Origin of the sequence: Methyloversatilis sp. RAC08 (assembly GCF_001713355.1) — a bacterium.
GTDB lineage: Bacteria > Pseudomonadota > Gammaproteobacteria > Burkholderiales > Rhodocyclaceae > Methyloversatilis.
Genome location: NZ_CP016448.1, coordinates 2,747,453 through 2,762,622 on the forward strand (window position 1 = coordinate 2,747,453; position 15,170 = coordinate 2,762,622).

Sequence of the window (15,170 nt, forward strand, 5' to 3'; positions counted from 1 at the left end):
ACATGTCGATTCTGATCAACAAGGACACCAAGGTCATCACCCAGGGCATCACCGGGAAGACTGGCCAGTTCCACACCCGCATGTGCCGCGACTACGCGAACGGCAAGAACTGCTTCGTCGCCGGCGTCAATCCCAAGAAGGCAGGCGAAGACTTCGAAGGCATTCCGATCCACGCCACCGTGGCGGAAGCCAAGGCGGCAACCGGCGCCACCGTGTCGGTGGTCTATGTGCCGCCCCCGGGCGCGGCCGCTGCAATCTGGGAAGCGGTCGAAGCCGACCTCGATCTGGTCATCTGCATCACCGAAGGCATTCCGGTGCGCGACATGCTGATGGTGCGCAACCGGATGAAGGCCAAGGAGGCAGCCGGCGGCAAGCGCACGCGACTGCTCGGTCCGAACTGCCCGGGTCTGATCACGCCGGACGAAATCAAGATCGGCATCATGCCGGGCCATATCCACAAGAAGGGCCGCATAGGCGTGGTCAGCCGCTCCGGCACGCTCACCTACGAAGCAGTCGGTCAGCTGAGCGAGATCGGCCTCGGCCAGTCGAGCGCTGTCGGCATCGGTGGCGACCCGATCAACGGTCTGAAGCACATCGAAGTGATGCAGCTGTTCAACGATGATCCGGACACTGACGCGGTCATCATGATCGGTGAAATCGGCGGTCCGGATGAAGCGGAAGCGGCCGAGTGGTGCAAGGCCAACATGAAGAAACCCATCGTCGGTTTCATCGCAGGCGTCACCGCGCCGGCCGGCAAACGCATGGGCCACGCCGGTGCGCTGATTTCCGGCGGTGCCGACACGGCCGATGCCAAGCTGGAAATCATGGAGGCGTGCGGCTTCACGGTGACGCGCAATCCGTCGGAAATGGGCAAGCTGCTCAAGGGGCTGCTCTGATTCCGGCGCACTGACGGACAGAGGTGACGAAGAAGGCCACCGCCTGGGCGGTGGCCTTTTCATTTGTGCTCGTCATGCGGCAGCACCGGTAGAATCCGCGCTTCCGCAATTCGAATGCAAGACCATCATGGATTTCAGTTCTCCCGAATTCTGGCTCGCTGTCGGTCAGATCATCATGATCGACATCCTGCTCGGCGGCGACAACGCGGTGGTGATCGCGCTGGCCTGCCGCAAACTGCCGCCGGCGCAGCGTCGACTGGGCATCATGTGGGGTACCGCCGGGGCCGTCGTGTTGCGCGTGGTGCTCATCATGTTTGCGCTGACGCTGCTCAAGCTGCCTTTCCTGAAGCTGATCGGCGCGCTGCTGCTGCTGTGGATCGGCATCAAGCTGCTGATGGCCGATGATGATGATGACCACGCCAACATCAAACCCAGCGACAAGCTGTGGGCCGCAGTGAAGACCGTCATCGTGGCCGACTTCGTGATGAGCCTCGACAACGTGATTGCCATCGCCGGCGCAGCCGAAGGTGCCGGTGCCGATCACCAGTTCGCGCTGGTGGTATTCGGCCTGGTCGTGTCGATCCCCATCATCGTGTGGGGCAGCCAGATCGTGCTGGGACTGATGACCCGATACCCCATCATCATCACGCTCGGTGCAATGTTGCTCGGCTGGATCGCCGGCACCATGGCAGTCGGCGATCCGGCGATCACGCCTTATCTGCCGCTGATCGAGCCCGCTACGCCGACGGCGGCGCCGGAAGCGATTGCGGCCGTGCGCTACGGCGCAGGCATCGCCGGCGCGATCTTCGTGCTGGCACTCGGCAAGGTCCTCGGCGCGCGCAACAAGCCGGTCGACTACCCGATCCAGTAACCCGCCATGGCGCTCTACCTCACCGAAGGCGACATCCGTCAGGTACTGACCTTGCAGGACGCGCTGTCGGCGGTGGAAGACGCACACCGCTGGCATGCCACCGGCGATGCCATCGACACGCCGCGCGCGCGCAGTCGTACGCCGACCTCGGCGCTGCACATCCTGCATGGCGCCGTGCTGCCGCTCGGCGTGATCGGCTACAAGAGCTACACGACCAGCCGCGAGGCGGCGCGTTTCTGGGTCCATCTGTTCGACGCCGCTACCGGCCGCGCACTGGCGGTCATCGAAGCCGACTACCTCGGCATGATGCGCACGGGCGCTGCAGGCGGACTGGCGGCCCGGCTGCTGTCGAATCCGGCGTCGAAAGTCGCCGGTGTGTTCGGCGCCGGATGGCAGGCGCAAAGCCAGATCGCTGCGCTGTGTGAGGTGCGCGACCTGGACGAAATCCAGGTGTTCGCCCGCAAGCGCGACAAACTCGAAGCCTTCTGCGCCGAACAGTCGGCGCGGCTGGACCGTAAGATTCGTCCGGCTGCAAGTGCCGAGGAGATGGTGAAGTCGGCGGACATCGTGGTGACCATCACCACGGCCAGCGAACCGCTGTTCGACGGGCGCTGGCTCAAGCCCGGTGCGCACGTGACGGGCGCCGGTTCCAACGCGCTCATCCGTCGTGAAATCGACGAAACCGTTATCCGCCGGGCTGCCGTGGTTGCGGTCGACGCGCGCGCGACGGCGCTGCGCGAATCCGGCGACCTGCTGCCGGCGCTCGAAAAGGGGCGCCTGGTCGAATACGGAATGGTGGAACTGGGCGAATTGTTGAACGGCATGCGGCCGGGCCGCGAATCGGATGACCAGATCACGCTGTTCGAATCGCAGGGCATGGCGATCCAGGACCTCACGCTGGCATCGCGCCTGCTTGAAAAGGCCAGGATTGCCGGCCTCGGGCGCGAGCTTCCGTACTGAAGTCCTGCGCAATGTGACGATTTGAATGTGCGCAGCGTGATATTCCACCGCGCAGGGTGAAGCCCCGTTTGACGGAGTTGAGGCTGAACTGCAAGAATATGTGACAGACGACTGTTTTCTCGCGAGACTTGAGCTCGCGCAAGCACAGGCGGATCAAACAAGAACGAGCAGGTCGCCGGCATCCAGCACTCAGGGGGCCACAAATTTTCGGGGGTGAGCGTGGCCAAAGCCGCTGTATGGAAGACGGATTGGTTCCTGGGCGTCATCATCAGCCTGCTGTTCCTTTTCTCCACCCAGACCGACCTGATCCAGAGCCTCGAACGAAAGGCCTACGACGTCGGCGTGGCAGCGACCGACCGCAGCCCCAGTCCGCGCATTGCGATCATCGCGATCGACCAGCAGAGCATCGACAACATCGGCCGCTGGCCGTGGCCGCGCGATGTGCATGCCCGCATGATCGACAAGCTGGCCCAGGCACAGGCAAAGGTGGTCGGAACAACGATCTTCTTCGCCGAACCGCAGCTCGACCCGGGTCTTGTCTATATAAACAGGTTGCTCGCACTGGAGCAGCAGGCGCGTGATCAGATTGTCGTGCCGATCGAGCCGTCGGCCGAAGCTGATCCGATGGCCGAACCGTCGGCACCGGCCGTCAATCCGCTCGACGCGTTCGGGGCGACCCTGCGCGAAGCCGAAGCGGCGTTGAACACCGACCGGCAGCTCGCCGACAGCATGAAGAAGGCGGGCAATGTCGCGCTGCCGATGCTGTTTCTCGACGGCGAGCCGCAGGGCCGTCCGGACAAGCCGCTGCCCGAGTTCGTGCGCGCCACCGCGCTGACGAATGTCAGTGGTAGCGAGCCGCTGCCGCCATTGACGCTGGACGTGTCTGCGGGCGTCATCGAACAACTGGGTACGGTTGCCGCAGCGGTCGGTCACCTGAATCCGTCGATAGACCGCGACGGCGGCCTGCGGCTGCATCCGCTGGTGATGACCCATTTCGACCAGTTCTACCCGTCGCTGCCGCTGCTGATCGCGGCAAGAAGCCTGAATCTCGGCGTCGCTGATATCAAGGTCACGCTGGGCGAGTCGGTGTCGCTGGCCCGACTGAACGTGGCCACCGACCCGAGTCTGGGCATGTACAGCTTCTACTACCGCGGCGAAGGCGGCAAACCGGCCTTTCCGGTCGATTCCTTCTTTGACGTCATGAGCGGAAAGATCCCGCTCGACAAGTACCGCGACCGCATCGTGCTGATCGGCCAGACCGCACCGGGCATCGGCAATTTCTACGCCACGCCGGTGTCGCCGGCCATGTCGTCGGTCGAAGTGATGGCGCACGGCCTGTCCAGCATCCTGCAGGAGCATTTCTTCGTGTCGCCGCCCTGGTCGGTGGCGGCCGAGTTCGGCGTATTCCTGCTGGTGGCGCTTTACCTCATCGTGCTGCTGCCGCGTTTGAAGGCCGGCCTGGGTGCTGGCATTACCGCTGCCATCTTTGTTGCACTGCTGGCAACCCACTTCGTGCTGATGACCAGCCAGCTCGTCTGGCTGCAGCTCATGTTGCCTGCCGCACTGCTGCTGGTCGGCCACTTGCTGCTGACCACCAAGCGCTTCCTGGTGACCGAGCGCGGCAAGGTGAAGTCGGATGAGCAGTCGGCCGAGTCGAACCGCATGCTGGCGCTGGCCTTCCAGGGACAGGGCCAGCTCGACATGGCGTGGGACAAGTTCCGCCAGGTGCCGCTGTCCGACGCGGTGATGGAAAACCTCTACAACCTGGCGCTCGACTTCGAGCGCAAGCGCCAGTTCAACAAGGCGGAAAGCGTGTTCCGCCACATGGCGGAGTTCAACCCCAAGTTCCGCGATCTGGAAACACGGGTGAAGCGCGCCAAGGCGATGTCGGAAACCGTGATGCTCGGCGGCGGCAGCGGCGGCCGCACGAATACCAGCATCCTCGAGGACGGCACGGTCGAAAAGCCGATGCTCGGGCGCTACCAGGTCGAGAAGGAACTGGGCAAGGGCGCCATGGGCGTGGTCTATCTCGGGCGCGATCCGAAGATCAACCGTGTCGTGGCGATCAAGACGATGGCCCTGTCGCAGGAATTCGACGAAGAAGAGCTGGCCGACGTGAAGGAACGCTTCTTCCGCGAAGCTGAAACCGCCGGGCGCCTGAACCATCCGAACATCGTCACCATCTTCGATGCCGGTGAAGAGCACGACCTCGCCTATATCGCGATGGAGTTCCTGAAGGGGCGTGACCTCGTTCCGCAAACCAAGCCGGGTCAGCTCCTGCCGCTGCCGAAGGTGATGGATGTCGTGGCGCGCGTCGCCGAAGCTCTCGCCTACGCGCACGGCAACCAGGTCGTGCATCGCGACGTGAAGCCCGCCAACATCATGTACGAGGCGGAGTCGGACCAGGTCAAGGTGACCGACTTCGGCATCGCGCGCATCACCGATTCGTCGCGCACCAAGACCGGCATGGTGCTCGGTACGCCGTCCTACATGTCACCGGAACAGCTGGCTGGCAAGAAGATCGATGGCCGCTCCGACCTGTTCTCGCTCGGTGTCATGCTGTTCCAGATGGTGTGCGGCAAGCTGCCCTTCGAAGGCGATTCCATGGCGCAGTTGATGTTTCGCATTGCGAACGAAGCACATCCGGACATCCGTGACATCCGTCCTGACGTGCCGGATTGCCTGTCGGCCATCATCGACCGCGCGCTGGCCAAGGACGTCGAGGCGCGTTATCAGTCGGGCGGAGACATGGCGGCCGACCTGCGAACCTGCGCTGGCAACCTGACACAATCCATCACCCAAGTTGATTTCGATATCTGACATGACACAGCCCGCATGCCCGCACCACCTGCTGTCCCCGGAGGGGAAGTGTCCGTGTATCTGCTTGCGCGGGCGGTACTGATATGACCCGGGATCTCGGTCAGGCGCTGCAGATGGTCAGTCGCACCCATTCCGGCATGGTGCGCACACACAACGAGGACGCGGTGTTCACGCAGCCCGGTGTCGGCCTCGCGATACTGGCTGACGGCATGGGCGGTTACAACGCCGGTGAGGTGGCAAGTGGCATGGCCACAGCGGTCATCGGCGCTGAGCTTGCGCAGGGCCTGCAGGAGGCGAAACACGGCGTGTCGCAACTGCTGGAATCGGTCATCGGCCGCGCCAACAGCGCGATCTATCAGGCCGCCGAGAGCCAGCCGCAGTATTCGGGCATGGGCACGACGCTGGTCATGGCCGTTTTCCGCGACAATCACATATCCGTCGCGCATATCGGCGATTCGCGCATGTACCGGCTGCGCGACGGCGCCTTCGAGTGCGTCACACGTGACCACTCGCTGTTGCAGGAGCAAATCGACAGCGGCATGATTACGGAAGAGGACGCCCGCCGTTCCCAGAACAAGAACCTCGTGACGCGCGCGCTGGGCGTCGACCCGGAAGTCGAGCCCGAAATACACACCTACGAAGTGGTTCCCGGTGACGTATATCTGTTCTGTTCCGACGGACTGAACGACATGGTCGAGAACGACGACATCGCGCTCACGCTTCAGGCTTTGTCCGCCAACCTCGATCTGGCGGCCGAACAACTCGTACAGATGGCGAACGACAACGGCGGACGCGACAATGTGTCGGTGATACTGGTCAGGGTGCTGCAGGCCTTTCCTGCCACCGAACGCGGCTGGCTTGCGCGCCTGCTTGCATGGTTGAAGTAAAGGGACTGGAAAATGGCAAAACTGATACTCAGCATGGATGGACTGGTCCTCAAGGAGTTGCCGCTCGCCAAGGAGCGCACCACCATTGGGCGCAAACCGCACAACGACATCCAGATCGACAATCTTGCGATCAGCGGCGAACACGCGGTCATCGTCACCATCCTCAACGATTCCTTCCTTGAGGACATGAACAGTACGAACGGCACCTATGTGAACGGGCAGCCGATCAAGAAGCACTTCCTGCAGAACAACGATGTGGTCGAGCTCGGCAAGTACCGGCTCAAGTACATCAACGAGACGCCGACCGTTGCGCAGTCGCCTGATTTCGAGAAAACCATGGTGTTGCGTCCGGACATGATGCGCAAGGCGCCGGCCGATGCACCGTCTGCGCCGGCTCCGGTGCGCGCCCAGACCGATACGCAGACCGGTTTCCGTCCAGGTCAGTCGATGCCGGCCGGTTCGTCGCTCGGTGGTTCGAATCTGCCGCCGCCTCCGCCGCCGCTGGCACCGCCGCCGCCGCTGGCACCGCCGCCGCCGCCGCCGCCGGCCGCGAGCGCCAATCAGGTCGGCGCGATCCAGATCCTCAATGGCGCCAACGCCGGGCGCGAACTTGAATTGACGAAGACCTTGACCACACTCGGCAAGCCGGGGCTGCAGGTCGCAGTCATCACGCGTCGCCCTCAGGGTTACTTCATCACCCACGTCGAAGGCTCGAACATGCCGGTCGTCAACGGTCGCCAGCTCGATGCCCAGGCGCATCCGCTCGAGGATCATGACGTGATCGAAATCGCCGGTGTGAAGATGGAGTTCTTCATCAAGCGCTGACGACTTCCGGCCCGAGCCTGTCATGCTGCCGCGTCCGGCGCCTGTCGTCCGCCGCCTCCCGGGGCATGTGCCGGATGAGGCGCAGCGTGCGTTCGGATTTGTTGCCGGTTGTCCGCAATGAACCAGAACACGCTGCGCTACGGCATCGGTCTGCTGTTCCTGCTGATCCTGCTCGGCCATGCGGCCCGTCTTTACCAGATACCGGTGCTGGGCAATCTTGATCACATCGCCTACGACACCAAACTGTCGCTGACGATGCCGGGGGGCATCGATGACCGGGTGGTCATTCTCGACATCGATGAAAAATCGCTGGCTGAAGTCGGTCGTTGGCCGTGGGGGCGGGAACGGCTCGCAGTGCTGATGGACCTGTTGTTTGACCGCTACGGCGTCAGCCTGCTTGGCGTCGACGTTGTTTTTGCGGAACCGGACACCAGTTCCGGCCTGCCGGCGCTGGAAGGCCTGGCGCAGGGCGTGCTGGCCGACAACGCAGATTTTCGTGCGTCGCTCGACGCGCTGAGGCCGCAACTCGATTACGACCAGCGTTTTGCCGCCTCCCTCAAGAACCGACCCGTGCTACTGGGCTATTACTTCGGCAACCGCGATGACGGTCTGAACAGCGGCGCGCTGCCGGAACCGGTCTTGCCGGCCGGTACATTTCGTGGCCGCAACATCGCGTTTGCGACCTTCAACAGCTTTGGTGCCAACCTGCCGCGTTTCCAGCAGGAAGCGCTCGGCGCCGGCCACTTCAATCCGCTGCCCGATTTCGATGGACTGAACCGGCGCGTACCGATGCTGGTGGAGCACAAGGGCGCCTATTACGAATCGCTTTCGCTCGCCATCGTCCGCACGCTGCTGGGCAGTCCGAAGCTGGCACCCGGGTACGCCGAAAGCGGGTTCTTCTCCACGTCCAGCCGTGACTATGCCGGACTCGAATGGCTGGAAATGCCGACCAGCAAGGGCACGCTGCGCGTACCGGTCGACGAGAACGTGGCTGCGCTGATCCCCTATCGCGGCCTGCAAGGCAGTTTTGCGTATCACTCGCTGGCCGATGTGCTCGCCGGCCGCACGCCAGTCGATGCATTGAAGGGGCGGATCGCGCTGCTCGGCACCACCGCGCCCGGGCTGCTTGACCTGCGTGCCACGCCGGTCGGCAGCACCTACCCGGGGGTGGAAATTCACGCCAACCTGATCGCCGGCATGCTCGATGGCCGCATCAAGCATCGCCCGCAGTACGTCACCGGGTTCGATGTGGTCGTGCTGCTCGTGATCGGCGGCCTGCTCATCTGGTCGCTGCCGCGGCTGTCGCCTCAGTACGCGACGCTGCTGGCCGGCGGCGCGTTGCTCGCATTGGTCGGCATGAACTTCGCGTTCTGGCATTTCGCCGACTTCGTTCTGCCGCTGGCGGCATCGGTGTTGCTCGTGGTCGGGATTTATGCGCTTAACATGTCGTACGGCTACTTCTTCGAGTCACGTTCGAAGCGCCAGTTCACCCGCATGTTCGGGCAGTACGTGCCGCCCGAACTGGTCGAGGAAATGAGCCGCAATCCTGAGCACTACAGCATGGAGGGGCGAAATGCCGAGCTGACCGTGCTGTTTTCGGACATCCGGGGCTTTACCAGCATTTCGGAAGGGCTCGAACCGAAACAATTGACACAGCTCATGAACGATTACCTGGGCGCAATGACTGCAGTGATTCAGGATCAGCGTGGGACGCTCGACAAATACATCGGTGACGCCATCATGGCGTTCTGGGGTGCGCCGGTCGATGACCCCGAACATGCCCGGCACGCCGTGGCCGCAGCGCTGCGCATGCATGCGGCGCTGGCCGATCTGAACCGTTCGCTGATGGCGCGTGGCTGGCCGGAACTGAAGATAGGCGTGGGTTTGAACACGGGTCCGATGACGGTCGGCGACATGGGGTCACCCGTACGCAAAGCCTATACTGTCATGGGTGATGCGGTGAATCTGGCGTCCCGCCTTGAGGGGCTCACGAAGCAGTACGGTGTTGGCGTACTGGTTGGCGAAGCGACGCGGCGCGCGGTCAAGGATGTCGTCTTTCGCGAGATCGACCGGGTCCGGGTGAAGGGCAAGGACGAGCCGGTATCGATTTTCGAACCGCTCGCCTTCGAAAGCGAATTCGACCGCAGTCGGGTCGAAGAACTGAAATTGTGGAATCTCGCATTGCGACAGTTCCGCGGCCAGGAGTGGGATCAGGCTGAACTGACCTTGTTCAACCTGCAGCGCATCGCGCCGGACTGCGGACTGTACAGGCTGTACGCCGAACAGATTGCCGACTACCGCCGCCACCCGCCCGGCAAGGATTGGGACGGCGTACGGACATTTGAAACGAAGTAGTGTTTTCTGGATCAGGAACTGATGAGGATACGGGTGCTCGGTTGCAGTGGTGGTATCGGTGGTGCAAATCTGCGCACCACCTCACTGCTCGTGGACAACGACATCCTGATCGACGCCGGTACCGGCGTGGGCGACCTGTCGATCGCTGAGCTTTCGCGCATTGACCATGTGTTCGTCACGCACAGTCATCTCGATCACATCGCCTGTCTGCCGCTGATGGTCGATACGGTCGGCGAGTTGCGCGACAAGCCGCTGACCGTATGGACGACCGGCCCGACGCTCGAAGTCCTTCGTCGCCACATCTTCAACTGGTCGATCTGGCCAGACTTCACGGAGATTCCATCTGCCGAGAAGCCCTTCCTGCGCTTTCGCGAACTTCGTGTCGGCGACGAGATCGAGTTGGGCGACCGAGCCATCCGGGTGCTCCCGGCGCAACACACCGTTCCGGCAGTCGGCTACGCCGTGCGTTCGGCCGGCGGCACGCTGGCGTTTTCCGGCGACACCACGGTATGCGACGAATTCTGGTCGGCGGTGAACGCGTTGCCTGACCTGCGCTACCTCATCATAGAAACCGCCTTTCCGGACCGCGACCGCCAACTGGCGGTGATGTCGCGCCACCTGTGCCCGGACATGCTGGCGAGCGAGCTCCAGAAACTGGAACATCCTGCCGAAATCTACATCACGCATCTGAAACCAAGCCAGATGATCATGACCATGCGCGAGATCGCCGAAACATTGGGCGCACTCCAACCCCGCATGTTGCGCAACAATCATGTTTTCGACTTCTGACCTGCTTTCAGCACCTCTGCGCGACGCCGTCGCGCGGGGTGCGCCGGCCGGCGGCAACGAGGTGATCGAATGAGTGCAGTGATGCCGCCGGCGAGTGATCTGGGCGCCATGAGCGATGTATCGAGCCGGCTGGCCTTCTTCAAGAATCTTCAGGGCGTCACGACGAAGATTCACGCCACCACGAACATCGACGAAATCATGCTTGAGCTGTCGCAGGAGATTTCTGCGCTGTTCAACGCCGACCGCCTCACCATCTACGTGCTGGGCGACGACAAGTCCACCATCGTGTCCAAGGTCAAGACCGGCCTGAATTCGTTCAAGGACCTGCGATTGCCGCTCACCGAGCAGTCCGTGGCGGGTTTCGTCGGCATGAGCCGCCAGCTGTTGAATCTGCGCGACGTGTACGACGAAGAGGAACTGAAGTCGCATTCGCCCAGCCTGCGTTTCCTCGACGGTGTCGACAAGAAGACCGGCTACCGCACCAAGCAGATGCTGGTCGCTCCCATCCTCGATCCGGAGAAGAAGGATCTGCTCGGGGTCGTCCAGCTGATCAACAACAAGTCCGGCCAGCCTTTTTCGGCACTCGCGGAAGAGGGCTTGCTGAGCATGGCGCACACGCTGGCAGTCGCTTTCCAGCAACGCAATCGAGTCGCCCACGTCGTGAAGTCGAAATACGACTACCTCGTGGTCGATGGCGTCATGTCGCCGCAGGAGTTCGATCTGGCATCGCGTGCTGCGAGGCGCAAGGGCGTCGATGTCGAGGACGTGCTGGCGCGCGATTTCCAGGTCAAGCAGCAGGCGATCGGCGCGTCGCTGTCCAAGTTCTTCGGCGTCGCCTACGAATCCTTCCGGCCGGAACGCATCAAGCCGTTCGACCTGATCAAGAACCTGAAGCGCGAGTACCTCGAAGAGCAGCAATGGGTGCCGGTGGAAGAGGGCAAGGACGGTATCGTCGTGATGGCGCTCGATCCGGAAAAAGTCAAGGGTGCGCGCGTTGTCAACAACATCTTTCCGAAGTCCAAACTGCTGTTCCGCGTCACCACGACGAAGGAATTCGTGCAGACGCTCGATCAGTTCTACGGCTCGACGATGGACGAGACCAGCGTCGGCGACCTGCTGTCGGACATGCTGGGCGAAGACGAATCTGCGCAGGATGGCGGCAATGACGACGTCAGCGCTGCCGCCGACAATGAGCTGGTGCGGCTGGTGAACAAGATCATCATCGATGCCTACCAGCAGGGCGCGTCCGACATCCACATCGAACCGCGTCCGGGCAAGGACAAGACTCACGTGCGCTTCCGCAAGGACGGCACGCTGCACCCTTACATCGAAGTGCCCGCCAGCTACCGGAGTGCGCTGGTCACCCGACTGAAGATCATGTGCGATCTCGACATTTCCGAGCGTCGCAAGCCGCAGGACGGCAAGATCAAGTTCCGCAAGTTCGGTCCGCTCGACATCGAACTGCGGGTGGCGACCATTCCTTCAGCGGGTGGCGTCGAAGATGTCGTGATGCGTATCCTGGCGGCCGGCGAGCCGATTCCGATGGACAAGCTGGGTGTCCTGCCGGCCAACCTCACCAGGCTGAAGGACGCGGTCAGCAAGCCCTACGGCCTGTTTTTCGTCTGCGGCCCGACCGGCTCCGGCAAGACCACCACGCTGCATTCCATACTCGGCTACATCAATACGCCGGAAACCAAGATATGGACCGCCGAAGATCCGGTCGAAATCACGCAGAAGGGCCTGCGGCAGGTACAGATCAACAAGAAGGCGGGGCTGGACTTTCCGGCCATCATGCGCGCCTTCCTGCGGGCCGACCCGGACGTGATCATGGTCGGTGAAATGCGCGACAAGGAAACGGTGGCGATCGGCATCGAAGCTTCGCTCACCGGTCACCTCGTGTTCTCTACGCTGCACACCAACAGCGCACCGGAATCCATCGTGCGCCTGCTCGACATGGGCATGGATCCGTTCAACTTCGCCGATGCGTTGCTCGGCGTGCTCGCTCAGCGCCTCGCCAAGCGGCTGTGTCCGGTGTGCAAGGAAGCCTGGCACCCGAGCGACGACGAAATGAAGCATTTTCTGCAGGAGTACTGCGAGGAAATGCGCAATACGCCCGATTTCGTGGTCGATGCCGAAGGCGCGATGGCGCGCATCTTCAACGAATGGAAAAAGGCATACGCCGACGACAAGGGCCGCTTCACGCTCTACCGTGCCAAAGGGTGCCCGGAGTGCGGTGAGACGGGCTACCGCGGGCGGCTCGGCCTGCACGAGCTGATGATCGGCACCGACGCAATCAAGAAGAACATCCAGGAGCGCGAGCGCGTGGCCACCATGCTGGCGACCGCGCTGCAGGAAGGCATGCGCACGCTGAAGATGGATGGCATGGAAAAGGTCTTGTCGGGTGCGACCGACATGAAGCAGGTTCGCGCGGTCTGCATCAAGTAGGCCGCGGGCGCTGACAGGAACGCACGCCATGGACACGCTAGACGATCTGCTGCGGCGCCTGGAACAGCTCAACGAGATCGGCAGCGCCTTGTCGAACGAGCGCAACATCGATGCGCTGCTCGAAAAGATCCTGCTGGCGGCCAAAACCATCACCCATGCCGATGGCGGTACGCTGTACCGCATCGACGAAGCGGGCGAGCACCTTCGCTTTGAAATCCTGCGCACCGATTCGCTGGGCATAGCGATGGGCGGCAGCACCGGCAAACCGATCGCCTTTCCGCCGCTGCCGCTGCATCTCGACGACGGCTCGCCCAACCTGTCGATGGTGGCGGCCTACAGCGCGTTGAAGGGGCAGACGGTCAATATCGCCGATGCCTACCGCGCCGAAGGTTTCGACTTTTCCGGCACGCGCGCCTTCGACGCGCGCACCGGCTACCGCTCGACCAGCTTCCTGACCGTGCCGATGATGAATCACGAAGGCGCGGTCATCGGCGTGCTGCAGCTGATCAATGCAGTGCATCCGGTGACCGGCGCGGTCGGCGTGTTCTCCGGTTCCGACCGCCAGCTGGCCGAATCGCTCGCGTCGCAGGCCGCCATCGCGCTGACCAACCGGCAACTGGTGAGCCAGCTCGAAGCGCTGTTCGAATCCTTCATCACGCTGATCAACAATGCGATCGACGAAAAGTCACCCTACACCGGTGGTCACTGCCAGCGTGTGCCGACGCTGACCATGATGCTGGCCGAAGCCGTGAACGACACGCAGGATGGCCCGCTCGCCGGCTTCACGATGACCGAGGCCGACCGCTACGAACTGAAGATCGCCGGTCTGCTGCACGATTGCGGCAAGGTCACGACCCCGGTGCATGTGGTCGACAAGGCCACCAAGCTGCAGACCATTTTCGACCGCATCGAACTGATCGACACCCGCTTCGAACTGATCCGGCGCGATATCGAACTGGCGACACTCAACAGCCGCTTCGCTGCCGGCCTCAATGCCTCGCCGGCCGTGCTGGCCCAGATCGAGCGCCACGGTGCCGACCGGCTGCGTGACATCGACGAAGACCGTGCCTTCCTGCATCACGCCAACATCGGTTCCGAACGCATGAGCGACGCCGACGTCGAGCGCGTCCATGCGATCGCCCGCCGCTGGCGCTGGACCGATTCACAAGGCGCCGAACGATCCTGCCTGAGCGATGAAGAAGTCGAAAACCTGACCATACGCGCGGGCACGCTGACTGGCGCCGAGCGGGAAATCATCAATTACCACATCGTGTCGACGATACGCATGCTCGAAGCGCTGCCCTGGCCGCGCCACCTGACCAATGTGCCGGAGTACGCCGGCGGTCACCATGAGCGCATGGATGGCAAGGGCTATCCGCGCGGGTTGGCGCGCGACCAGATGAGCGTGCAGGCGCGGGTCATGGGTATCGCCGACATCTTCGAAGCACTGACCGCAAAGGACCGGCCGTACAAGCGCCCGATGCGCCTGTCCGAAGCCCTGCACATCCTCGGCAAGTTCCGCCTCAATGGCCACATCGATCCCGACCTGTTCGATGTGTTCGTGCGCCGCAAGGTCTATCTCAAGTACGCCGAAACCTTCCTCGACCCGGAGCAGATCGACGACGTCGATCTGTCGGCCATCCCCGGCTTCCAGCCCTGAACTGACAATTTCCGTCACATGATGCCTGTGCGCGTCATCACATAGGCATCTGTTGCGAACTGTGTCAGCACGTTCGGAAATAAAAACCTCAATGATTCAACGATTTGTAAAAAATCGCTAAAGCTGGCACCCGCCTTGCTCGATATTCACCCTGAGCGCACAGGCGCCCGTTCCGTTCAAATTTCAGGAGAGTGATATGAAGAAGGTTCAACAAGGCTTTACGCTGATCGAACTGATGATCGTGGTTGCCATCATCGGTATTCTGGCCGCGATCGCGATTCCGCAGTATCAGGACTACGTTACGCGTGCCCGTTGGTCGGACAACATTTCCAGTGCTGCATCGCTCAAACTGGCGATTGGCGAATGTCTGCAGAATCGAGGTGGAGTTCAGGCTGACTGCGACTCGATTGCTGAACTGAACACGAATGGCTTCTTTCCGTCAAACGTTGATCCTGTGCTAACGAACACGGGTTCGATGACGGTAATCGCTGGCGAAGGCGGCGCTCCGGCCATCCAGATTACGGGTACGGGCCAGTTGGGTTCGCCTGCCTGCCGCGTGTTACTTACTGGAGCGTCCAATGTGGCAACGGTTCGGTGGGTTGCGAGCAACGCACAGGTTGCCGGATGTGGTCGCTCCAAGACCGGCGTAGGCACCTGATTTG

Annotated in this window: 11 protein-coding genes; all 11 read left to right on the plus strand. The window is 62.3% G+C overall.

Features of this window, described 5'->3' with window-relative positions; genetic code table 11:
- Nucleotides 1-2 precede the first annotated feature (2 nt).
- The 11 genes from sucD (at nucleotide 3) to BSY238_RS18990 (ending at nucleotide 15,166) form a co-directional block, all read left to right on the plus strand.
- Nucleotides 3-896 (plus strand): succinate--CoA ligase subunit alpha, encoded by an 894-nt coding sequence (gene sucD, locus BSY238_RS12620; protein WP_069039450.1) that lies wholly within the window; start codon nucleotides 3-5, stop codon nucleotides 894-896.
- Nucleotides 897-1,023: 127 nt separating this feature from the next.
- Complete coding sequence (locus BSY238_RS12625) at nucleotides 1,024-1,767, plus strand: TerC family protein (protein WP_069039451.1); 744 nt, start codon at nucleotides 1,024-1,026, stop codon at nucleotides 1,765-1,767.
- A 6-nt stretch (nucleotides 1,768-1,773) separates the two neighbouring features.
- Nucleotides 1,774-2,727: an ornithine cyclodeaminase family protein gene (locus tag BSY238_RS12630; protein WP_069039452.1), complete on the plus strand. Its 954-nt coding sequence runs from the start codon at nucleotides 1,774-1,776 to the stop codon at nucleotides 2,725-2,727.
- Between the two features lie 213 nt (nucleotides 2,728-2,940).
- A complete protein-coding gene (locus BSY238_RS12635) occupies nucleotides 2,941-5,547 on the plus strand; it encodes a CHASE2 domain-containing serine/threonine-protein kinase (protein ID WP_069039453.1) in 2,607 nt (868 codons plus the stop codon).
- A gap of 113 nt (nucleotides 5,548-5,660) precedes the next feature.
- Nucleotides 5,661-6,434, plus strand: a complete 774-nt coding sequence (locus BSY238_RS12640) for a Stp1/IreP family PP2C-type Ser/Thr phosphatase (RefSeq protein WP_069040659.1) — start codon at nucleotides 5,661-5,663, stop codon at nucleotides 6,432-6,434.
- Between the two features lie 12 nt (nucleotides 6,435-6,446).
- On the plus strand, nucleotides 6,447-7,259 hold the full coding sequence (locus BSY238_RS12645) for an FHA domain-containing protein (RefSeq protein ID WP_069039454.1): 813 nt from the start codon (nucleotides 6,447-6,449) through the stop codon (nucleotides 7,257-7,259).
- Between the two features lie 117 nt (nucleotides 7,260-7,376).
- On the plus strand, nucleotides 7,377-9,614 hold the full coding sequence (locus BSY238_RS12650) for a CHASE2 domain-containing protein (RefSeq protein WP_069039455.1): 2,238 nt from the start codon (nucleotides 7,377-7,379) through the stop codon (nucleotides 9,612-9,614).
- Between the two features lie 21 nt (nucleotides 9,615-9,635).
- Complete coding sequence (locus BSY238_RS12655) at nucleotides 9,636-10,403, plus strand: MBL fold metallo-hydrolase (protein ID WP_069039456.1); 768 nt, start codon at nucleotides 9,636-9,638, stop codon at nucleotides 10,401-10,403.
- Between the two features lie 69 nt (nucleotides 10,404-10,472).
- The gene (locus BSY238_RS12660) at nucleotides 10,473-12,848 is read left to right on the plus strand and encodes a GspE/PulE family protein (RefSeq protein WP_069039457.1); all 2,376 of its coding nucleotides are present in this window, start codon (nucleotides 10,473-10,475) and stop codon (nucleotides 12,846-12,848) included.
- 28 nt (nucleotides 12,849-12,876) lie between these two features.
- Nucleotides 12,877-14,508 (plus strand): HD domain-containing phosphohydrolase, encoded by a 1,632-nt coding sequence (locus tag BSY238_RS12665; protein ID WP_069039458.1) that lies wholly within the window; start codon nucleotides 12,877-12,879, stop codon nucleotides 14,506-14,508.
- 196 nt (nucleotides 14,509-14,704) lie between these two features.
- Nucleotides 14,705-15,166, plus strand: a complete 462-nt coding sequence (locus BSY238_RS18990) for a pilin (RefSeq protein ID WP_069039459.1) — start codon at nucleotides 14,705-14,707, stop codon at nucleotides 15,164-15,166.
- Nucleotides 15,167-15,170 lie beyond the last annotated feature (4 nt).